Origin of the sequence: Bordetella trematum (assembly GCF_900078335.1) — a bacterium.
GTDB lineage: Bacteria > Pseudomonadota > Gammaproteobacteria > Burkholderiales > Burkholderiaceae_B > Bordetella > Bordetella trematum.
This window is the reverse complement of sequence record NZ_FKBR01000006.1, coordinates 1-21156: the sequence shown is the minus strand read 5'-3', so window position 1 is coordinate 21156 and position 21156 is coordinate 1. Positions and strand designations below refer to the sequence as shown.

Annotated in this window: 25 protein-coding genes; 20 read left to right on the top strand and 5 right to left on the bottom strand. The window is 67.5% G+C overall.

Going from position 1 to position 21156, the window contains the following annotated elements; translation table 11 throughout:
- Nucleotides 1-2 precede the first annotated feature (2 nt).
- The 3 genes from A7V84_RS00745 to folC all read right to left on the bottom strand — a co-directional run bounded on the left by A7V84_RS00745 (nt 3) and on the right by folC (nt 2678).
- Entirely contained in the window at nt 3-491 is a 489-nt protein-coding gene (locus tag A7V84_RS00745; RefSeq protein WP_025515938.1) for a CvpA family protein, read from the bottom strand.
- Entirely contained in the window at nt 488-1288 is an 801-nt protein-coding gene (locus tag A7V84_RS00740) for an SPOR domain-containing protein (RefSeq protein WP_025515936.1), read from the bottom strand. Before A7V84_RS00740 ends, A7V84_RS00745 begins: the two co-directional genes overlap by 4 nt.
- An 85-nt stretch (nt 1289-1373) precedes the next feature.
- Nucleotides 1374-2678: a bifunctional tetrahydrofolate synthase/dihydrofolate synthase gene (gene folC / locus A7V84_RS00735; RefSeq protein WP_063492309.1), complete on the bottom strand. Its 1305-nt coding sequence runs from the start codon at nt 2676-2678 to the stop codon at nt 1374-1376.
- Between the two features lie 183 nt (nt 2679-2861).
- Between folC and A7V84_RS00730 the strand changes: the two genes are divergently transcribed.
- The 7 genes from A7V84_RS00730 to A7V84_RS00700 all read left to right on the top strand — a co-directional run bounded on the left by A7V84_RS00730 (nt 2862) and on the right by A7V84_RS00700 (nt 7485).
- Nucleotides 2862-3248: a flagellar protein FlaG gene (locus A7V84_RS00730; RefSeq protein WP_025515932.1), complete on the top strand. Its 387-nt coding sequence runs from the start codon at nt 2862-2864 to the stop codon at nt 3246-3248.
- Between the two features lie 122 nt (nt 3249-3370).
- Entirely contained in the window at nt 3371-4747 is a 1377-nt protein-coding gene (gene fliD / locus A7V84_RS00725; RefSeq protein ID WP_033534760.1) for a flagellar filament capping protein FliD, read from the top strand.
- Nucleotides 4748-4759: 12 nt separating this feature from the next.
- Nucleotides 4760-5185: a flagellar export chaperone FliS gene (fliS, locus tag A7V84_RS00720; RefSeq protein ID WP_025515930.1), complete on the top strand. Its 426-nt coding sequence runs from the start codon at nt 4760-4762 to the stop codon at nt 5183-5185.
- A 41-nt stretch (nt 5186-5226) separates the two neighbouring features.
- Complete coding sequence (locus A7V84_RS00715) at nt 5227-5577, top strand: flagellar protein FliT (protein ID WP_025515928.1); 351 nt, start codon at nt 5227-5229, stop codon at nt 5575-5577.
- A complete protein-coding gene (gene fliK, locus A7V84_RS00710; RefSeq protein ID WP_063492310.1) occupies nt 5574-6770 on the top strand; it encodes a flagellar hook-length control protein FliK in 1197 nt (398 codons plus the stop codon). Before A7V84_RS00715 ends, fliK begins: the two co-directional genes overlap by 4 nt.
- Nucleotides 6767-7078, top strand: coding sequence for an EscU/YscU/HrcU family type III secretion system export apparatus switch protein (locus A7V84_RS00705; RefSeq protein WP_025515926.1), 312 nt, complete (start codon nt 6767-6769; stop codon nt 7076-7078). The genes fliK and A7V84_RS00705 overlap by 4 nt, the downstream gene beginning before the upstream one ends.
- A complete protein-coding gene (locus A7V84_RS00700; protein ID WP_025515925.1) occupies nt 7078-7485 on the top strand; it encodes a hypothetical protein in 408 nt (135 codons plus the stop codon). The genes A7V84_RS00705 and A7V84_RS00700 overlap by 1 nt, the downstream gene beginning before the upstream one ends.
- A 23-nt stretch (nt 7486-7508) precedes the next feature.
- Here A7V84_RS00700 and fliE read toward each other — a convergent pair whose 3' ends face one another.
- Nucleotides 7509-7841 (bottom strand): flagellar hook-basal body complex protein FliE, encoded by a 333-nt coding sequence (fliE, locus tag A7V84_RS00695; RefSeq protein ID WP_025515923.1) that lies wholly within the window; start codon nt 7839-7841, stop codon nt 7509-7511.
- A 313-nt stretch (nt 7842-8154) separates the two neighbouring features.
- Between fliE and fliF the strand changes: the two genes are divergently transcribed.
- From fliF to fliR, 13 genes are all read left to right on the top strand, one after another.
- Nucleotides 8155-9798, top strand: a complete 1644-nt coding sequence (gene fliF, locus A7V84_RS00690) for a flagellar basal-body MS-ring/collar protein FliF (protein ID WP_033534762.1) — start codon at nt 8155-8157, stop codon at nt 9796-9798.
- Nucleotides 9788-10798: a flagellar motor switch protein FliG gene (gene fliG / locus A7V84_RS00685; RefSeq protein WP_025515919.1), complete on the top strand. Its 1011-nt coding sequence runs from the start codon at nt 9788-9790 to the stop codon at nt 10796-10798. The genes fliF and fliG overlap by 11 nt, the downstream gene beginning before the upstream one ends.
- Nucleotides 10791-11531: a flagellar assembly protein FliH gene (fliH, locus tag A7V84_RS00680; RefSeq protein ID WP_025515918.1), complete on the top strand. Its 741-nt coding sequence runs from the start codon at nt 10791-10793 to the stop codon at nt 11529-11531. The genes fliG and fliH overlap by 8 nt, the downstream gene beginning before the upstream one ends.
- Nucleotides 11528-12979, top strand: a complete 1452-nt coding sequence (gene fliI, locus A7V84_RS00675) for a flagellar protein export ATPase FliI (protein ID WP_025515917.1) — start codon at nt 11528-11530, stop codon at nt 12977-12979. The genes fliH and fliI overlap by 4 nt, the downstream gene beginning before the upstream one ends.
- Nucleotides 12972-13418 (top strand): flagellar export protein FliJ, encoded by a 447-nt coding sequence (fliJ, locus tag A7V84_RS00670; protein WP_025515915.1) that lies wholly within the window; start codon nt 12972-12974, stop codon nt 13416-13418. The genes fliI and fliJ overlap by 8 nt, the downstream gene beginning before the upstream one ends.
- Before the next feature lie 9 nt (nt 13419-13427).
- Nucleotides 13428-14636, top strand: a complete 1209-nt coding sequence (locus A7V84_RS00665) for a flagellar hook-length control protein FliK (protein WP_063492311.1) — start codon at nt 13428-13430, stop codon at nt 14634-14636.
- Nucleotides 14637-14774: 138 nt separating this feature from the next.
- Nucleotides 14775-15356, top strand: coding sequence for a flagellar basal body-associated FliL family protein (locus A7V84_RS00660; protein WP_063492312.1), 582 nt, complete (start codon nt 14775-14777; stop codon nt 15354-15356).
- Between the two features lie 2 nt (nt 15357-15358).
- Complete coding sequence (gene fliM / locus A7V84_RS00655; RefSeq protein ID WP_025515909.1) at nt 15359-16363, top strand: flagellar motor switch protein FliM; 1005 nt, start codon at nt 15359-15361, stop codon at nt 16361-16363.
- Nucleotides 16356-16892 carry a flagellar motor switch protein FliN gene (gene fliN, locus A7V84_RS00650; RefSeq protein WP_063492313.1) on the top strand — a complete coding sequence of 179 codons (537 nt, stop codon included), beginning with the start codon at nt 16356-16358 and terminating at the stop codon, nt 16890-16892. Before fliM ends, fliN begins: the two co-directional genes overlap by 8 nt.
- A gap of 4 nt (nt 16893-16896) precedes the next feature.
- Entirely contained in the window at nt 16897-17205 is a 309-nt protein-coding gene (gene fliO, locus A7V84_RS00645) for a flagellar biosynthetic protein FliO (RefSeq protein ID WP_025515905.1), read from the top strand.
- A 19-nt stretch (nt 17206-17224) separates the two neighbouring features.
- On the top strand, nt 17225-17992 hold the full coding sequence (gene fliP, locus A7V84_RS00640) for a flagellar type III secretion system pore protein FliP (RefSeq protein ID WP_025515903.1): 768 nt from the start codon (nt 17225-17227) through the stop codon (nt 17990-17992).
- A gap of 16 nt (nt 17993-18008) precedes the next feature.
- Nucleotides 18009-18278: a flagellar biosynthesis protein FliQ gene (gene fliQ / locus A7V84_RS00635; protein WP_025515901.1), complete on the top strand. Its 270-nt coding sequence runs from the start codon at nt 18009-18011 to the stop codon at nt 18276-18278.
- 3 nt (nt 18279-18281) lie between these two features.
- Nucleotides 18282-19085 carry a flagellar biosynthetic protein FliR gene (gene fliR, locus A7V84_RS00630; RefSeq protein ID WP_063492314.1) on the top strand — a complete coding sequence of 268 codons (804 nt, stop codon included), beginning with the start codon at nt 18282-18284 and terminating at the stop codon, nt 19083-19085.
- 150 nt (nt 19086-19235) lie between these two features.
- On the opposite strand, the gene A7V84_RS00625 is transcribed toward fliR, so the two are convergent.
- Nucleotides 19236-20870, bottom strand: coding sequence for a methyl-accepting chemotaxis protein (locus A7V84_RS00625; RefSeq protein ID WP_025515898.1), 1635 nt, complete (start codon nt 20868-20870; stop codon nt 19236-19238).
- Nucleotides 20871-21156: the final 286 nt, after the last annotated feature.

Sequence of the window (21156 nt, the reverse complement as noted above, 5' to 3'; positions counted from 1 at the left end):
GTTCAGTACGGCAGCCAGGCGGCCAGCGACGGCGGCAGCGCGGCCTTGATCTTGCGTACGGCATCCATGGCCGACGGCGAAAACATCGCGTCCTTCCACCAGGGCTCTTCGGGCAGCGGCGTGTAACCGGCCAGCGATACCAGCACCACGATGATGAGCAGGCCGCGCGCCAGCCCGAATACCCCGCCCAGCCCGTGATCGGCCGGCGACAGGCCGGTAGTCCGTATCAGCGCCGACAGCGTCATGTTGACCAGCCCCACGCCCAGCAGCACGATGATGAAGACGGCCGCATACGACAGGCCCATGCGCAGCAGATCGGTTTCGATATACGGCTGCAGCCAGGTATAGACCGTCGGCCCCCACCAGATCGCTGCCGCGAAAGCGACCAGATACGCGACCAGCGACAGCATTTCCTTGAGCAGCCCGCGCACCAGCCCCAACGTGCCGGACACGATCAGTATTGCAATGACGACGAAGTCGAAGCCGGTCACTGTGCAGCGATGAAGCCGTTGTCGTAACCCAGCGTGCGCAGACGCGCCTGGGCAGCCTGGGCCGCCTCACGCGAGGGGAAGGGCCCCACGCGCAAGCGGTACTGCTGTTTGCCATTGATGTTGGCCTGCTCGACAAAGGCGTTGGTGACGCCGGCCTGATGCAATTTGCTGCGCCGCTCCTGGGCGTCTGCCTGGGTGGTGTACGCCGCCACCTGCAACACGAAATTGCCTTTGGTGGCCGCAGGCTTGGGCTTGGGCGCCTCGGCCGGACTGCGGCCCTCCAGCAGCGCGAGGGCGCGCGCGCCGTCATCGGAGCGGGTTTCGGGCTTGGGTTTTTCGACCGGCTTGGGCGGGACCGGCTTTTCCACCGGGCGCGGCTCGGGCTTGGGAGCCGGCGCAAGCGGCGCCACGGGCGGCGCCGGCGGCGGCGTGACGGCGGGCGCAGGGGTCGTCACCGCCGGCGGCGGCGTGACCGTGGCAGGCGCCCCGCCCTCGCCGGCCGGCTGGCCATCGCCCCCGGGCTCGGCGGGCGCGGGCGCCGGCTCAGCCAGATTGGGCTGGAACGGCGTATTGCGGCTGGGAATATTGATGGGGATATCATCGGCCACCGGCACGGGCTCGGAATCGAGCACCATGGGCAGGATGATCACGGCCGCCAGCACCAGGGCGATGGCGCCGGCCAGGCGGCGCCTTGCACGGCCCCGCAACTCGGCCGCCTGAGCCTCGCTGGAGACCGACGGACGCGGCCGGGAAGGCGAGGATTCGGAGGCGGAATCTTTGCGTGTGAACAAACCCATGGAACTCACATCCTAGCGGCCAGGTCTGCGCGCAAGACCGGCGGTCGTTGCAGGCGTTTGGCTGCGGGCCAGACGGCGGTTGCGTTCAAGCTCGGCGCCCCAGGGCCTGCAAAACGCCGGCCACCGTAAAAAAGGACCCGAACACTACGATTCTATCACCCTCACCCGCCTTTTCGCGGGCCGCCGCAAGCGCCTGAGTTACATCCTCGTACGCATTGAGGGTCGGCGCATCGGGGCCTTGCGCGGCATCACCCAGCGCCTGCTGCACGCGCTCGCACAGCTGCGGCCCCGACAGCCCGCGCGGCCCCGGCAAGCCGGCGCAGTACCAGTGGTCGATGCGCGTGCCGAGCTTGCCGACCACGCCGGCCAGGTCTTTGTCGTTGAGCATCCCGAATACCGCGTGGGTGTAGGGGTGATAGCCCATGTTGTCGAGGTTCTGAGCCAGCACGGCGGCAGCATGCGGGTTGTGCGCCACGTCGAGGATGATCAGAGGCTGGCCGGGCAGGATCTGGAAGCGGCCCGGCAAGGCAGCCTGCAACAGACCCAGCCGCACGGCCTGCTGCGGCACCGGCAGGCGCATGCGCACCGACTCCAGGGCCGCCAGCGCGGCCGAGGCGTTGAGCAATTGATTGGCGCCGCGCAGCGCCGGGTAGCCGAGCGAATTGCGGCGCGTCTCGCGCCCGCCATAAGCCCACTGCTGGCGATCGCCGGAGTAATTGAAATCACGGCCGAACAGCCACAGATCGGCGCCGATGGCAGCGGCATGGTCCAGCAGGCTTTGCGGCGGCACCGGATCGCTGCAGATGGCTGCGCGCCCGGGACGGAAGATGTGGGCCTTCTCGAGGCCGATCTGTTCGCGGGTATCGCCCAGATAGTCCTGATGATCCAGATCCACGCTGGTGACGATGGCACAGTCGGCGTCCACGATGTTGACGGCGTCCAGCCGCCCGCCCAGGCCGACCTCCAGGATGACCGCATCCAGGGGCGACTGCGCGAACAGGCGCATGATGGCCAGCGTGGTGAACTCGAAATAGGTCAGGCTGATGTCGCCGCGAGCCGCTTCGACCGCCTGGAACTGGGCGATCAGGTCGGCATCCGAGGCAATCTGGCCGTTGACGCGCGCGCGCTCGTTGAAATCGATCAGGTGCGGCGAGGTGTACAGACCCACCCGGTAGCCCGCCGCCTGCAGAATCGCTTCGAGCATGGCACAGGTCGAGCCCTTGCCGTTGGTGCCTCCGACCACGAAGGTCACGGCGTCGAGTTTGAGCGCGAGGCGTTCAGCCACCGCCTTGACGCGATCCAGGCCCATGTCGATGGGCTTGGCATGCAGGGATTCCAGGTATTGCAGCCAATCGGCCAGGCTGGCCGAGGCGTCGGGGCGAGAAAGCATGGCGACGACTAGAGTAAGACAACCGACATTTTAGCAGGCGCCCCCCGCCTGGCGACCAAGTTCGCCGCGCGCCTAAAGTTTGGCGCAGCGCGGCCGTTATGTAGCGTGAGAATAGCCAGCCGAACCGCCCGGTCCACGCGCCAGGCCGTATCCCCTATGCCGTCATCGCTTGCTGGAGTGACCATGGAAGTCAGCCCCATCAGCCCTGCCCTGCATGTCGCCTCGGCGCCGGCCGCGCCGGCGCTGCCGCCCGATCCTGCCGCCCTGGCCACTCCGGCGGCCGCCGGCGCCAGCAGCCAGGGCAGCCACAACAATGCCTCGCCCGACCCCCGGTCGGGCGGCGATCAGCCCGCCTCATCCGAGGCCGCCCTGGATGAAATCAACAAGCAGTTGCGCGCCTGGTCGACCGAGCTGCAATTCGAAATGGACCCGGAACTGCAGAAAATCGTGGTGTCGGTCCGTGACGCGGAAAGCGGCGAGGTGCTTCGCACCATCCCTTCGGATGCCGTCATCCGCATCGCCAAGATGATCGTGTCGATGCAAGGCAACGCCGTAAGCACGAGCGTCTGAACCGCCGGGGCGCGGGTCGCGCGGGCCTGAAAAGCCAGAACTAGCCCGACCTTATGCCCTTTCACGACGCTTCGCCACAGCAAAGAATTTGACAAAATCGCATTCCCTGGAAGGAGTACCCCATGGCCACCATTTCGTCGCTCGGCTCGTCCGGCTTGCCGTTGCAAGAGACGCTCGACAAGCTGGAGAAGGCAGAAAACCGGCGCCTGCAACTGATTGCCAATCAGCAGGCCAGTCAGGAGACGCGGATCTCCGCCTTCGGCAAGGTTCAAGGCGCGGTCGAAGCCGTACAGAAAGCCGCCGCCGACCTGGGAAAGATGGGCAGCGCCAGCACCCTGAGCACGACGGTCACCGGAGATGGCCTGACCGCCTCGACCGACAACAAGGCGTCGGCCGGCAACTACACGGTCAAGGTGACCCAGTTGGCCATGGCGCAATCGCTGCGCTCGGGCGCCTTCAGCAGCCGTACCGCAGACAACGGCACCGGCGGCACCCTGAACGTGACGATCGACGGCAAGGTGAAAACCCTGGAGCTTGGCTCGGACACTTCGCTCAACGGTATCGCCAAGACCATCAATGGCGACAGTTCGCTGGGCCTGAGCGCGACCGTCATCAATGACGGCCAGGACAATTTCTACCTGATGCTGACGGCCAAGAGCGAAGGCGAGAAAGCCGCGGTCACCAAGCTGGAGATCAGCGGCAACAGCGAGCTGGCCGACAAGCTGAACTTCACCGCCGGCGCCAGCGGCACCGGCATGCAGGAACAGGTCAAGGCCAGGAACGCCGAGTTGACCATCAACGGCGTGGCCGTCATCAGCCAGTCGAACACGGTCACCCAGGCCATCGACGGGGTGACGCTGAATCTGAGCGCCGTGACGGCCGAGGACAGCCCGGGCGCCACAGTCAAGATCGCGATGGACGTGACCAAAGTCCACACGCTGACCCAGGCTTTCGTGAATGCCTACAACGCCTTGCAGGTGACGATTTCCGGCCTGACCGCCTTCGACGTGCAGAAGGAGAGCCAGAGCCCCCTGACCGGCGACGGCACGGTGCGCGGCATCCAGGCGTCGGTGGCGGCGGCATTGCGCGTGGCCACGCCGGAAGGCGATATCCGCACGCTGACCGGGCTGGGCATCAGCATCGATCCGAACAACGGCCAGCTCAAGTTCGATAGCGAGAAGTTCAACAAGGTCGCCGCCGAGAACATCACCGATGTGACGCGCGTTTTCGCGGGCCCGGATGGCCTGTCTGCCAAGATGAACGAGGCGACCTCGAAGATCCTCGGCGCCGAGGGTTCGATCAAGAGTCGCACCACCGGGCTGGAAAAACAGCTCGCCTCGCTGGAGAAGCAATACAAATCCACCGAGCAGCAGATCGCCGGAACCATGAGCCTTTACCGCACGCAGTTCGCCAAGCTGGACGCCCTGGTCGTCCAGATGAAGGGCACCAGCGAGTATCTGAATCAGCAGTTCGCCGCCCTGAACAACACCAAGAAGTAGCGATACGCCATCATGACCTACGCCATGCGCCGCCCCTCGGGCTATTCAGCCCGTTCGTACCAGGATATCGGCCTGGAGACCGAAGTGATGAGCGCCGCCCCCGAGCGCCTCATCACCTTGCTGTACCGGGGCGCGCGCGCCGCCATCGCGCAGGCGCGGCTGCACATGGAAGCCGGGCGGGTGCCCGAGCGCGGCCTGGCGATTGCCAAGGCAACCCGGATCGTTGACGAAGGCCTCAAGCAAGGGCTCAATCTGGAGGCAGGCGGGGAGATCGCCCGCAACCTCTCGGAACTCTACGACTTCATTACCCGTACCCTGCTCAAGGCCAACCTGCACGCCGACACAGCGCAGCTGGACCTCGCCGATCAGTTGCTGCTCGAGCTCTCCTCGGCCTGGCAGACCTCTGTGGATCCGGTCATTCCGGACACGCCCACCTGACCGCCCCTTCCTCCCCCTTCGCCTCCGATTGCGAGATTTCCATGATGGCTCTCACGCAGCAAGTCCCTGTGCTCGACATTTACCAGGACATCGCCACGGCGACCGGCGACATGCTGGCCGCCGCCCGCGACGGCGACTGGGGCCGCGTGCTGCTGTACGGCCACCAGTACGTCGAGCGGGTCGAACACTTGCGCGCACTGGAACCAGGCATGCCCCTGGATGAGGCGTCACGCGCCATGAAGTACGACCTGCTGGTCCGCATTCTGGAAAATGACGCTGCCGTGCGCGACCTGGCGATGCCGCAACTGGCGCGCCTGAGCGACCTGCTGGGCCGCATGAAGCGCCAGCACACGCTGCTGGCGACCTACGGCGGCACGGCAGGCGACGCATGAGCGTCGGCCCGCCCGCACTGGGCAACGTCCTGGTGCAGCGCCTGGACGCCGTGCTGGGCACCACCATGGCTGCCCATGCCAATCTGGTCACAGGCGCGCGACCCGACGCCGTCTCCCGCCCCGGCGAGGCGGCCAGACCCGGGCAGAGCGAGCATGCCACCCGCGGCCCGCGCCAGGCCGACGCACAGGGCCTGCGCAGCGAGCGGCAGGCTCCGGCGCTGGACGCCCGCAGCGCCGCCTTGCTGGCCAGCCGGCTGCTCGTCACACGCCAGGACAGCACCGCTTCGGCGCCCACCACCCTGGGCGGCACGGCGCGGGTGATCCTGGCCTTGCTGGCGCAGTATCCCGAGACGGCCCCGCCTGCGCAGGGCCGCACACCACTGTGGACGCCGCCCGCCGGCACGACTGCCCAGGCGGGCGCGACCCAGCTCGCCAACGCTCGGGTCGCCGCAAGCGGCCCCGGCGTGCAACCGGCTGGCGCAGCGGTGATGGCCCGCCCCGACGCCCCGCACTTTGCGCAGGCGTTGCGCCAGAGCCTGGAAAACAGCGGGCTTTTCTATGAATCCCACCTGAGCGACCTGGCCTTCGGCAAACGCACCCCGGACAGCCTGCGCGCCGAACCGCAGGCCAGGCTGCCACAGCCGCCGCCCATGCCGCTGACCACCCCGACTGCCGCGGCCGCGCGCAAAGACCCGCCGACGCTGCCGCCCCCCGGCGGCAGCGCTGTCTCCCTGTCGCCGGCGGCCAGCTCGCCCGAGGCCGCGCCCACGGCAGCAGGCACGCCGGTGCCGGGGGTCCACCCCGAGAGCAATGCGCTGGTGCGCCAGCAACTGGAGATCCTCGCCAACCAGGTAATCCAGTGGCAAGGCCAACCCTGGCCGGGCGCGGAAATGGAATGGGAAGTCCGCCGCGACCCGTATGGCGAGGCGCCCGAAGATCCGGACAGCCACTGGTCGACCCGCCTGACGCTGCGCCTGCCGCAACTGGGTGAAGTCCAGGCACGCCTGACCCTGGCAGGCCAGCAAGTCGTGCTGCAGTTGATTGCACCGCAAAGCGCGGTCCTTCTGGACGCGCACGCCCCCGCGCTGCGCCAGAGCCTGGACGCGGCAGGCCTGGCAGTCGGCAGCCTGACGGTGCAGACAGAGGCGCCGCGCCCCTTCCTGACCACCGACTACTCCTTCCTGGATCCATGAGCCAAGACGATCTCACGCCGGCCGAGCGCTCCAGTGCGATCGCTTTGCGCTACGATGCCAATGAAACCGCGCCTCGCGTGGTTGCCAAAGGCTATGGCCAACTGGCCGATGCCATTGTGCGCAGCGCGCAGGAGCACGGCCTCTATGTCCATGAATCTCCGGAATTGGTGGGGTTGCTGATGCAGGTCGATCTGGATTCACACATTCCGCCGCAGCTGTATACCGCTGTGGCGCAGTTGCTGGCCTGGCTCTATCAACTGGATGCGCAAGCCGCCGCGTCCACAGCCGCTTCTGCCGCGAGGCCGTAATGCCCTCCACCCGTTATCCGCAAGGCTTGATGCATACCGAGTTGCTGCGCGATCAGGACGAAATCGACCTCGCCCTGCATAGTGCCGCCAGCGCCTTCCAGGCAGCACGCGCCAACGATGGGCAGGGCCATGAATGGGCGATCCGCGTGCTGGGCGCCGATGCCCAGGCGCGCATTCTGTTCTGGCGCCCCGAAGACCTGCTTCAGACCGGCGCTACCTCGAGCGGCGTCCAGTTGCTGGGCGGCAGGCTGTCGATCAATCTGGTCCTTGATGCCGGCCACGGCGGCAAGCTGCTGTTCGAGGCCGGACGTCCGCTGGTGCTGCACTTTGCCGACAATAGCGTGGCCATGGTGAGCGACTTCCCGACACTGCTGCAGCGCGACACACCCCTGGCGCCCCCGCACTGAAGCGCGCCCGGCCTGCGCGGCCGTCAGATCGACATCGACGAAATTTCCTTATAGGCGGCAACCAGGCGGTTGCGTACCTGCACGGCGGCCTGGAACCCCAGGCTGGCCTTCTGAAGATCGATCATCACATCGTTGAGCGAGACATCGGGCGAACCCAGCTCGAACGCCTTGGCTTGCGCGGTCGCGGCGTTCTGCGTCTGCGATACCCGTCGGATCGCCCCCTGCAGTTCGGCCGCAAAGCCTCCGGAGGCGGGAGCCAGCTCTGCCGGGCTGGCGGCCTGATTCTGGGCCACGCGCACCACGGCACGCATTTGCTGCAACATGTTTTCGATGCCCGAAATACCCGCTGGCGTCATGGCGTTCTCTTCCTTGCCGTCATTTACACACGATGGCGGCAAGCCTATCAGGGCCCGCACGCGCGCAGTGGCATCAATAGCAGGCAAATTGCGCCGCACTTCGCCGTTTGCCTGCGCCAGCCCTGCAGGTCCAGGCCGGCGCCCGGGTCTGGCGCGCAAATAACGCCAGAAAACCGCTTGTGTTCATCGATTGGGATAACCGGGGCCACAGCCATAATCCAGCGTCCCTAGTCAAAGCTGGTTGCATCTGTAACTTGCCCATCCCGTCCATGTCGCTTCACTCCACGCTCCGCGTTGCCTGCGGGGGCCGCCAATGAACCAGCAGGCCACCCTGAGCTCGTCCTTGCTGGCCAGGTTTCCCGTTCTGGAAAAACTGCGCACCCTGCCCAAACCCGTGCTGATGGGCGCCGCGGCCGCCGTGGTGGCGGTGATCGTGGCCCTGGCGCTCTGGGGCCGCGAGCCTGACTACAAAGTGCTGTTTTCCAATCTGGAAGACCGCGATGGCGGCGCCATCGTCTCCGCGCTGGGCCAAATGAACGTTCCCTACCGCTTCAGCGACAACGGCGGCGCCATTCTCGTGCCGGCCAACCGGGTCTACGACGCGCGCATGCAGCTGGCCGCCCAGGGCCTGCCGCGCGGCGGCTCGGTGGGCTTCGAGCTGATGGACAACGCCCGCTTCGGGGCCAGCCAGTTCGCCGAGCAGATCAATTACCAGCGCGGCCTGGAAGGCGAGCTGGCGCGTTCCATCGAGGCCATGCATTCGGTGCAACGCGCCCGGGTGCACCTGGCCATGCCGCGTCAATCGCTGTTCGTGCGTGACCGCCAGCCGCCGACCGCCTCGGTACTGCTCAATCTCTATCCGGGCCGCGGCCTGGCCGATGCGCAGGTGTCGGCCATCGCGTGGCTGGTGGCATCGAGCGTGCCGGACCTGAATGTGGACAATGTGTCCATCGTGGACCAGAACGGCCGCCTGCTGTCGGCGCCGGCCGGCGAAGGCATGGGCATGGATGCCGACCAGATGCGTTTTGTGCGCGAGGTCGAGCAGCGCACGGTCGAACGCATCCTGACCATCCTCAATCCGCTGGTGGGCCCCGGCAACGTCCACGCTCAGGCCAGCGCCGAGGTCGACTTCGCACGCCGCGAAGAAACCTCCGAGATCTACCGCCCCAACCAGGAACCCGGCCAGGCCGCCGTGCGCAGCCAGCAGACCAGCAATTCGCGCCAGGTTGGCGTGGCGCCGGCCGTGGGCGTGCCGGGCGCGCTGAGCAACCAGCCGCCGGCCGCCCCGCAGGCGCCGATCGCCAATCCGGCCCCTGCCGCCGGCCAGGGCAATGCCGCCGGCCAGGCCAACGCGGCAGGCCAGGCCAACGCCGCGCCAGGCACCGAACGTCACGATGCGACCACCAACTATGAAGTGGACCGCACCATCAGCCACGTCAAACAGGCGACCGGCCAGATCAAGCGGCTGTCGGTCGCCGTGGTGGTCAATCACCTGCCCGACAAGGACGGCGAGCCGCAGGCCCTGCCGGCCGACGAACTCAACAAGCTGACCAATCTGGTGCGTGAGGCCATGGGCTACTCCGACGCGCGCGGCGATTCGCTCAACGTGGTCAACAGCCAGTTCAACGACGTTCAGCCGAGCACGCCGCTGTGGCGCGACCCGGAACTGATCGACATGGTGAAGACGGCCCTGGCCTGGGTGTTCGGCCTGCTGATCGTGTTCTGGGCCTATCGCAAGGTGCGCCCCATGATCAGCGAGCACTTCTATCCGCAGGAAGATCCGGAGCTGGCCGCCATCGCCCGCCAGGAAGCCGAGCGCGAAGCACAGGCCACCGCCCGCGCCAAGGAGATCAGCCGCTACGAAGACAACCTGCAACGCGCCCGAGAAATGGCCACCAAGGACCCGCGCGCCGTGGCCATGGTGCTGCGTGCCTGGATGACGAACGATGAAACCTGAAAGCAATGCCCTGAACGGCCTGACCCGTAGCGCCGTGCTGCTCATGTCCTTGGGCGAGGACGCGGCCGCCGAAGTCTTCAAGTACCTCACGGCCCGCGAGGTCCAGCAGGTTGGCGCCACCATGGCCACGCTCAAGCAGGTCACGCGCGGCGATGTGGCCAACGTGCTCGAGGAGTTCCGCCAGGAGGCCGATCAGTTCATGGCGGTGACCCTGGGCTCGGATGACTACATCCGCACCGTGCTGACCAAGGCGCTGGGCAGCGACCGCGCCGCCGGCCTGATCGAGGACATCCTGGAAGCCAGCGACGGCAGCAGCGGCATCGACGCCCTGAACTGGCTCGACGCGCATACCGTGGCCGAGCTGATCGGCGAGGAACACCCGCAGATCATCGCCACCATTCTGGTGCACCTGGAGCGCGACCGCGCCGCAGGCGTGCTGGGCATGCTCTCGGAACGCCTGCGCAACGACGTCATGCTGCGCATTGCGACGTTCGGCGGCGTACAGCCGGCGGCGCTGTCCGAACTGACCGAAGTACTGAACTCCGTGCTGGCCGGCCAGGGCGCCAAGCGCAGCAAGATGGGCGGCGTGCGTACCGCCGCCGAGATCCTCAACATGATGAACTCGGCCCAGGAAGAGGCCGTGGTGGTCAGCCTGCGCGAACGCGACGCTGACCTGGCGCAGAAAATCGTCGACGAGATGTTCGTCTTCGACAACCTCATCGAGGTCGAGGACCGGGGCATCCAGCTCATCCTCAAGGAAATCGACAACGACACCCTCATGGTGGCGCTCAAGGGCGCGCCGGAAGAGCTGCGCGCCAAGTTCCTGCGCAACATGTCCAGCCGTGCGGCCGAGATGCTGCGCGAGGATCTGGACGCGCAGGGGCCCATCCGCATGTCCAAGGTCGAGAGCGAACAGAAGAAGATCCTGCAGATCGCCCGCCGTCTGGCCGAGAGCGGCCAGATTACCCTGGGCAACCAGGGCGACGACACCTATGTCTGAGACGCCGTTGCACGATGGGAACTTCGGCCAACCCTGGCGGCGTTGGCAGATGACCTCGTTCGACCCTGTACCGGCCGAGCCCGCGCCGGCTCCCGAGGCGCAGGAACCCTGCGGGCCGGATCCGGCCGAATTGCTGCGCCAGTGGCGCGCCGAGGCCGAAGCCGAAGGACATGCCCAGGGTCACGCCCAGGGCCATGCCGAGGGCCTGGAGGCCGGCTTGCAGCAAGGCCAGGAACAAGGCTGGAACACCGGCCACGAGGCCGGTCTGGCCGCCGGCCTGGCCGAGGGTCGCGCCCAGGCGCGCGAGGAGGCGCAACGCCTGGCCACGCTGGCCACGGCCTGCGCAGGCGCCCTGACGCAGATCGAAGAGAAGCTGGGCCAGGACCTGCTGACGCTGGCCCTGGATATTGCCGGACAGGTGTTGCGCACCACCCTGCGCGAGCAACCCGAAAGCCTTCTGCCCGCCTTGCGCGAGGTGCTGCAGACTCCGCCCGCCAGTCAGGCTGCGGTGCTGCGCCTGTGGGTGCACCCCGACGATCTGGAGCTGGTGCGTCTGCATCTGGCCGACGAGCTGCGCGACGGCAACTGGCGCGTGCTCAGCGACGAATCGATCGCGCGCGGCGGCTGCCGCGCCGAGACCCCGTATGGCGACATCGATGCCACGTTGCAGACCCGCTGGCGGCGGGTGGCCGCCGCGCTGGGCCGTAACCAGCCCTGGGAGGAAACGGCATGAGTACGCCGCCTGCCGTACCGGTGATCGAACGCTGGCGCACCCAGCTGCAGATCGGCTCGATCCGGGCCGCCTCGATCGAGCCGACGCTGGCGACCGGACGCATCACGCGGGCCACCGGCCTGGTGTTGCACGCCACGGGCCTGCGTCTGCCGGTTGCTGCGGCCTGCCGTATCGAAATCGCGCGCGGCCATGACTACTGGGCCGATGCCGAAGTGGTCGGCTTCGATGGCAATACGCTGTACCTCATGCCGCAGGCGGATATTTCCGGCCTGCCGCCCGGCGCTCGCGTGGTACCGGCCGAACCCGCCGTACAGCAGGCGATTCCGCTGCCCCGCAAAGCCGAGCTCAATGGCAACGCCCAGCCCCAGCTGGGCCGCCACCTGCCGGTCGGCAATGCCCTGCTGGGGCGGGTGGTCGATGGCGCCGGCCGCCCCCTGGACGGTCTGGGCCCGCTGGTCGGAGCGCAACTCGCGCCCCTGGCGGCCCAGCCCATCAACCCCCTGTCGCGTGCGCCGATCGATTCGGTGCTGGATGTCGGCGTGCGCGCCATCAACGGCCTGCTCACCGTCGGGCGCGGCCAGCGCATGGGGCTGTTTGCCGGCTCCGGGGTGGGCAAGAGCGTGCTGCTGGGCATGATGGCCCGCTACACGCGGGCCGACGTCATCGTGGTCGGGCTGATCGGCGAGCGCGGCCGCGAAGTCAAGGAATTCATCGAGCACAACCTGGGCGCCGAAGGCCTGGCGCGCGCGGTCGTCGTGGCCGCGCCGGCTGACGTGTCGCCCTTGCTGCGCCTGCAGGGGGCCGCCTACGCCACCCGTCTGGCCGAGTACTTCCGCGACCAGGGCCTGGATGTGTTGCTGATCATGGATTCGCTCACCCGCTACGCCATGGCGCAACGCGAGATCGCGCTGGCCATCGGCGAGCCGCCGGCCACCAAGGGCTATCCGCCATCGGTGTTCGCCAAGCTGCCGGCGCTGGTCGAGCGCACCGGCATGGGCGCTCCGGGGCCGGACGGCAAAGCCGGCTCCATCACGGCCTTCTATACCGTGCTGGCCGAAGGCGATGACCAGCAGGATCCGATCGCCGACTCAGCCCGCGCCATCCTGGACGGCCACGTCGTGCTGTCGCGCCAGCTGGCCGAAGCCGGGCACTACCCGGCCATCGACATCGAAGCCTCGATCTCGCGCGCCATGACGTCGCTCATCCCGCCGCAGCAGTTCAACCTGGTGCGACGCTTCAAGCAGATGCTGTCACGCTACCAGCGCAACCGCGACCTGATCTCCGTGGGAGCCTATGTCGCCGGCGCCGACCCCCAGCTGGACGAAGCCATCGCGCGCTATCCGCGCCTGGAGGCTTTTCTGCAGCAGAACATCGGCGAGAGCGTGAGCTACGCCGATGCGCAGGAAATCCTACGCGCCACTTTCGCCCTCGGAGACGCTCATGCCTAGTCAACTGCCGCTGGATATGCTCATCGGCCTGGCGCAGGACAGCACCGATGCCGCCTCGCGCGAACTGGGCCGTCTGAGCGCCGAACACGCGCGCGCCGGCCAGCAGCTCGAAATGCTGCAGGATTACCGGCAGGATTACCTGAAGCGCCTGCAGGACGCCATGCTCGCCGGCATGTCGGCCGCCGATTGCCAGAACTACCAGCGCTTCATCAACACCCTGGATGACGCCATACGCCAGCAATACAACGTCTTGCACCAGGCCGAACAGCAGCTGGCCCAGGCGCGCCTGCACTGGCAGCAGGAAAAGCGCCGGCTCAACTCCTTCGACACCCTGGCCCAACGCGATGCGCGTTCACGCGCCCTGACCGAAGCGCGCCGCGAGCAGCGCGCCAATGACGAAATCTCCGCCCGCCTGGCGCATCGCCGGGCCGGTTTTTAAGGCTCTGCCATGACCAGTCCCGCCTTGCCGATCCCTCTGGCCAACGCCGCGCCCACGCCGGGCAATGCTGCCGCCTCCAACAACACGGCCGCTGCGCGCGACAAGCGCGACGGCTTTGCCCAGACGCTGGCTCGCCAGCAAGACAGCAGCGCCCCGCGCACGCCCACCCCGGCGACCGCAACCGGCACGCTCCCCGCCCGGGCGGACACGGGCACGGACGACAGCGACGCGCCCCTGACGCCCCAGACGCTGCCCGCGGAGACGCCGGTGCTGGCGCTGCCCGTCGAGGCCGTGGCCCTACCCGCGCCGGGCGACCTGGCACCGGCCCTGCCGCAACAGGCCCTGGAAATCGCCAGCCAGGCAGCCGACCTGCAGGCGCAGATGCGGGCAACGACGGCAGCCGCCGCCACGCCGCAGCCGGTCCTGCCGCAGGCCACGGCGGCCCGACCGGCGCCGCCAGCTCCCCCGTTGGCGCCTGCAGACCTGGCCATGACGCCCGCCATGCCGGCGACGCCCGCCGCCACCGGGCCGACCCTGCGCCTGCCGCCTGAGCCGGCGCCGCCTCAGGCCTCAGAACAATCTCTGCCGGCGGCGGCCCTGCCGCCCGGCCCCGGGCTGACTGCGCTCTTGCCGCCCGCCCAGCCGGCGACCGAGACGCTCAACGCAGCGCCAGCTCCCCGTGAGCGCGACACCCCCGATATGCTGCCGGCGATGGGCCAGGCCGGCTTCTTCGCGGCCACGCCGTCGGCGCCCATCGCCACCCCCGCCACGCCAGCGATGCAGCTTGCCTTGCCGGTCGGCGCGAGCCAGTGGGGCAATGAACTGGGTCGCGAAGTCACCCGTTTCAGCGTCGCGGCACAACACGGCACGCATACGGCCGAGCTGCGCCTGGATCCACCCGATCTGGGGCCGCTGCGCGTGACGCTCAGCCTGCATGACGGCGTGGCAAGCGCCAGCTTCGTCTCGGCCCATGCCAGCGTACGCCAGGCGGTGGAATCCGCCCTGCCCCAACTGCAGCAGGCGCTGGCCGAGGCCGGTATCGCCCTGGGCCAGGCCGATGTGGGCAGCCAGGAGCAGCCCCGGCAACAGCAAGGCAACGGTGCGCCCACGGCGACGGCTTCCGGCAGCGTGCCGGACACGCCGGAAGCCCTTCCGCAGACCATTGCCGCCGCCCGCAAGGCCGTACACCACGACGGACTGGTCAATACCTATGCCTGAGCGCGCCCCGCTTTGGCGGCAATAGCCTGAGATACCCTGCTTTCGCCCTGTTTTTCGCCTGCCTGGGGCAGCGCGACTTGGGGCAGAATCAACCGGTTTCGATCAACCCCGGCGCCTCGCCCCGACACACCAATACCGATGGCCACTAACAAATCCTCCACCGCACCCGCCGGCGGCTCCGGCAAGCTGCTGCGCATCGTGCTGGCGCTCCTGCTCCTGTTGATCGTGGTCGTGGCCAGCGTGGCGGGCACCTGGTACTTCCTGTCGCGCTACCAGCAACAGCAGCAGTATGCGGTGCAGCTGGGCGTCGGCCAGAACCAGGGCCCTGGCCAGGCCCCGGGGCAGATGACGGGAGCGATGCCGACCACTTTCGTGCCGCCTCCGGCCCAGCCGGCGGTCGTGCCGGCGCCCATCTTCATCCCGCTGGAAGCGTTCACCGTGACGCTCAGCGACGGTGACAATGAACGCATCCTGCATCTGGGCCTGACCCTGCGCGTGAGCGATGACCAGAGCCGCCAGCGCATCGAGCGCTACATGCCGGAGGTCCGCAATCGCGTGCTGATGGTGCTGTCTTCGCAGAAGCCGCAGGTGGTGCAGTCGCTCGACGGCAAGCTGGCGATGGCCAAGGCCCTGCAGGCCAGCATCAACAGGCCGTTCGCGCCCCTGCCTGACGGGCAGTACGTCACCGACGTTCTGTTCACGGCCTTCGTGGTGCAATAAGCATGGCCTACGAGTCATTTCTTTCCCAGGACGAAGTCGACGCCCTGTTGGCAGGCGTCACCGGCGAAAGCGACGACAAGCAACGCCAGCCGAACGAGCAGGAAGGCCCGCGCGCCTATGACCTGAGTTCGCCCGACCGCGTCGTGCGCCGCCGCATGCAAACGCTGGAGCTGATCAACGAACGTTTTGCGCGCACCATGCGCCACGTGCTGTTGAACTTCATGCGGCGCAGCGCCGATATCACGGTCGGGTCGATCAAGATCCTCAAGTACGCCGACTTCGAGCGCAATCTGCCGGTACCCAGCAATCTGAACATGATTCAGATGAAACCGCTGCGCGGCACGGCGCTGTTCACCTACGACCCCAGCCTGGTGTTCCTGGTGATCGACAGCCTGTTCGGCGGAGATGGCCGCTATCACACACGCGTCGAGGGTCGCGACTTCACCACCACCGAGCAGCGCATCATCCGCCGTCTGCTCAACCTGACCCTGGAGAGCTACGGCAAATCCTGGGAGCCCGTCTACCCGATCGAATTCGAGTATGTGCGTTCGGAGATGCACACCAAGTTTGCCAGCATCACCGGCAACAACGAAGTGGTGGTCGTGTCATCCTTCCATATCGAGTTCGGGGCCACTGGCGGCGACCTGAACATTTGCCTGCCCTATTCCATGATCGAGCCGGTGCGCGACCTGCTCACCCGGCCATTGCAGGACACCGCGCTCGAAGAGGTGGACCAGCGCTGGGCGCAACAGCTTTCGCGGCAGGTGCGCAGCGCCGACATCGACCTGGTGGCCGAGTTCGGCCGCATCCCGGCGACCATCGGCATGCTGATGAACCTCAAGCCCGGCGATGTGCTGCCGCTGGACATCCCCCAAACCCTGACTGCCCATGTCGACGGCGTGCCGTTGATGGAGTGCGGCTATGGCGTCTTCAACGGACGCTACGCGCTGCGCGTGCAGAACATGCTCAATCAAGACGATATCCACGAGGCTTCCGACCATGAATGACAACACCCAGCGGCCGGACGCCGGCAGCGCAGTTGACGACTGGGCCGACGCACTGGCCGAACAGGCACGCGGCGCGGCGCCCGCCACCCAGGCCGACGGCCTGCGGGCCGAAGATGACTGGGCCAGCGCCATGGCTGAACAGCAGGCGGCCGCGCAGCCCGCCGACACGCCCCCGGCCGCCGCGCAGCCGACGCCGCCCCAGGCCCAGCCTGCCGGCCAGGCCGTCTTCAAGCCTCTGGACCAGAAAGGCGGCGCAGGCGTCAACGATATCGACATGATCATGGACGTGCCGGTCCAGCTGACGGTCGAACTGGGCCGCACCCGCCTGACCATCAAGAACCTGCTGCAACTGGGCCAGGGTTCGGTGGTCGAGCTCGACGGCCTGGCTGGCGAGCCGATGGACATCTTCGTCAATGGCTATCTGATCGCCCAGGGCGAAGTGGTCGTGGTCGAGGAAAAGTACGGCATCCGCCTGACGGACATCATCACCCCGTCCGAACGCATCAATCGCCTGAACAACCGCCGCTGACACCATGCCGGACGCCAGCCTGACGCGCATGATCATCGGCCTGCTGCTGGTGCTGGCCGCCATCCTGGCGGCCGGCTGGCTGGCACGCCGCGCGGGCCTGGGCCGGCGCGCCGGCGGTCCGCTGTTGCGTCAGATTGCCTCCCAGAGTCTGGGGCCGCGCCAGCGCGTGGTGATCGTCGAAGTCGAACAGACCTGGCTGGTGCTGGGTGTGACGCCCGGCCAGATCACCACGCTGCACACCCTGCCCGCCGGACAGGCCCCTGAGCCGGCCGCGTTCGCGCAGGTACTGGGCCAGGCGCTCAAGCGCTCCTGACCGGCCGCCGCCTCCCGCCATGACCGCTGCTTTTTCTTCGTATTTGCCCCGTCTCGGGCTTGCCGCCCTGGCCGCCCTGCTGCTGGCGCCAGGCGCCGCACTGGCCCAGGCCGCCCTGCCCGCGCTGACCGCGACCCCGGGGCCGGGCGGCTCGCAGACCTACTCGCTCAGCATGCAGACCCTGCTGCTGATGACCTCGCTGTCCTTCCTGCCAGCCGCGCTGCTGATGATGACGGGCTTCACCCGCATCATCATCGTGCTGGGCCTGCTGCGCAGCGCCATGGGGACGGCAATGTCTCCCCCCAACCACGTGCTGGTGGGCCTGGCGCTGTTCCTGACGTTCTACACCATGTCGCCGGTGTTCGACAGCATTTACACCGAGGCTTACCAGCCGCTGAGCCAGGGCAGCATCACCTTCGAGGCGGCCGTCGAACGGGCGGCCAAGCCGCTGCATGGCTTCATGCTGCACCAGACCCGCGAGACCGACCTGGCGCTGTTCGCCGATCTGTCCAACCAGGGCAAGATCGAAGACCCCCAGGCCGTGCCGATGCGCATCCTCATTCCGGCTTTCATCACCAGCGAGCTGAAGACCGCCTTCCAGATCGGCTTCACCATTTTCATTCCGTTCCTGATCATCGACCTGGTCGTGGCCAGCGTGCTCATGGCGCTGGGCATGATGATGGTGCCGCCGGTCACGGTATCGCTGCCGTTCAAGCTGATGCTGTTCGTGCTGGCCGACGGCTGGAACCTGCTGTTGGGTTCGCTGGCCAAGAGCTTCTATCTGTGACCCGGAATCCCGCACAATGACTGCCGAAACCGTCATGACCATGGCCTACCAGGCCATGAAAGTCGCCCTGGCGCTGGCCGGGCCGCTGCTGCTGGTGACGCTCGTGGTCGGCCTGGCCATCGCCATCTTCCAGGCTGCCACCCAGATCAACGAGATGACGCTGTCCTTCATCCCGAAGCTATTGGCCATGTGTGGCGTGCTGGTGCTGCTGGGTCCCTGGCTGATCGATATGCTGGTCGACTACATCCGCCAGCTCATCGGCGGCATTCCCATGCTGGTTTCCTAGACCGTGCTGCAGGTCACCATCGAGCAGCTCAACGGCTGGATGGCGCAGTTCCTCTGGCCTTTCGTGCGCCTGCTCGCCCTGGTGGGCACCGCGCCGCTGTTTTCGGAATCGGCCATTCCCATCAAGGTGAAGATCGGCCTGGCCTTTGTGCTCACCGCCGCCATCGCCCCCGGCCTGCCGGCCTTGCCGCCGGTGCCGCCCAGCAGCTACGAAGGCCTGCTGCTGCTCGCGCAGCAGGTGCTCATCGGCGTGGCCATGGGTTTCACGATGCGGCTGGTCTTCGCCGCCGTGCAAACGGCCGGGGAATACATCGGCCTGCAGATGGGCCTGTCGTTCGCCTCGTTCTTCGATCCGGCCACCGGCTCCAACACCGCCGTGCTGTCGCGGCTGCTGAACATCCTGGCGATGCTGGTATTTCTGGCGCTGGACGGCCACCTGCTGGTGCTGGCCGCCCTGGTGCGCAGTTTCGACGTCCTGCCGCTCAGCCCCGGCGTCATGCACCGCGAAGGCTGGGGCGTGCTGGTGCAATGGGGCGGCGTGGTCTTCACCAGCGGCCTGTTGCTCGCCCTGCCCCTGATCTGCGCGTTGTTGACCATCAACCTTGCCATGGGCATCCTCAACCGCGCCGCGCCCCAGCTGACCGTCTTTGCGGTGGGCTTCCCCATCATGCTGATCGTCGGCCTGCTGGTGCTGACCGCCGTGCTGCCCCATGCCGCCCCCTTCCTGGAGCATCTGTTCCAGCGCGGCCTGCACGCCATGAGTGAAGTGGCCAACGGATTCTCCAGCCCGGCGTCGCCCGGACGCTGAGCCGCAACACCGCAAACGCCGCAAGGCGGCGCTCAGCGCACCCCGGATGCGGCTGCAGGGGCTAGGCCGGCCCGACATCGGCCGGCCCCGCGCGGCAGGCTGCCCTGCCGTTCCCACACCGGATTGCCGGCCTGGCGGGCCGCAGGTCGCTCAGGACAGACGGCGTACGTTCGCGATCGGCGCCGGGGATCCTGCGCCGCGCTCCAGCCGGAAGACCTGGATGGTTTCATGCAATGTGGCCGACTGGCCGCCCAGTTGCGCCACGGCCGCGCCCAGCTCCTGCACCAGACTGCTGTTCTGCACCGTCATGCCGTCCATTTCGGAGACGGCCTGATCGATCTGCTCGATGCCGCTGGCCTGTTGCTGCGAAGCCACCGAGATCTCGCCGATGATGTCGGTAACGCGCTGCACCGCCTCGACGATTTCCTGCATGGTGGCGCCGGCGCGCTCGGCCTGCGAGGATCCTTCGGTGACGCGCTGTACCGAGTCCTCGATCAGGTCCTTGATCTCGCGGGCCGCCTGAGCGCTTTTCTGCGCCAGGCTGCGGACCTCGCCGGCCACGACGGCGAAGCCCTTGCCGGACTCGCCGGCGCGCGCGGCCTCGACCGCCGCGTTCAGCGCCAGGATGTTGGTCTGGAAGGCGATGCCCTCGATGATGGTGACGATATCGGCGATGCGGCGCGAACTGTCGGAGATGCCGTGCATGGTATGCACCACCTGATCGACCACTTCGCCGCCCCGGCGCGCCACCTGCATGCTGGTGGCCGCCAGCGAATTGGCCTGCCGGGCATGATCGGCGTTCTGGCGCACGGTGGAGGTCATCTCCTGCATGCTGGCCGCCGTGTTCTGCAGCGAGGCCATCTGATCTTCGGTGCGCTGGGACAGGGATTGATTGCCCTGTTCGATTTCCATGGCGGCGCGCGCGGTGCCGGCGATGCCTTCGTGCACATCGCTTGCAATGCCGATCAGGCTTTTGCGCATCACGTCCAGGGAAAAGGCCAGACTGCCCACTTCATCGTGCGAATCGAAGAACATGCGGGTGGTCAGGTTGCCGGCGGCCACCTGGCGCGCCATGTCCGCCGCCTCGTGCATCGGGCCCAGCACGCCGCGCGCGGCGCGCCATTGCGCCACCAGGATCGCCAGCACCCCCAGCGCCGCGGCGCCGGTCCCCAGGCCGGCCTGAAGCGGACTCAGCGCCGACCAGTTCTCGTACAGCAGCCAACCGGCCAGGCCCCCGAACAGGCCGCCCGATATCAAGGCCGAGCGCAGCATGCGCCCGCGCACGCCGCGCCGCAGGGGCGCGACGGTCATGCGCAGCAAACGCCGCCAGCCGGTGTAGACCGGCTGCCCGCCCTTCAGGCGCCAGCCACGGGCGCGGTTCTCGCGCAACTGCGCGTATAGTTCCTCGGCCTGCTCGATCTGCTCGTCGCTGGCGCGCACCCGCACCGAGGAGTAGGCCACCACTTCGCCATCCTCGAAGATGGGCGTGGCATTGGCCAGCACCCAGTAATAGCCGCCGTCCTTGCGGCGGTTCTTGACCACGCCCAGCCAGGAGCGGCCGGCCTGCAGGGTGTTCCAGAAATCCTCGAAGGCCTGCGAAGGCATGTCGGGATGACGCACGATGTTGTGGGCCTTCCCCATCAACTCATCGCGTTCGAAGCCGCTGACCTCGACAAATGCCGGGTTGGCATAGACGATGCGGCCCTTCGTGTCGGTACGCGAGATCAGATACTGATCATCCCGCAGCCGGGTTTCGACATCATAGATAGGAAGGTTCACACGCACGAGCTGTCTCCTGTCATGAATCTTGAGCGCCTAGGCCCGTCACCTGCATTGAAAAAGACGATCCGGCCTACCCGGATCGTCATCGATCTGAACGCTGCCGCATGCCTGCGGCAGCCGTGTTCCCGTGCGGGACGGCTTAACCCTGGGCCACCATGGGGCGGCCGTAGCTGCCTTCCAGTTGCGCGCTCGGCACGTCAATGACTTCGCCCCCGCTGAGCTTGAATATCGCCACCGCCTCGGCCAGTTGCTGGGATTGCTCCTGCAGGGCGGCGGCGGCCGCGGCCGC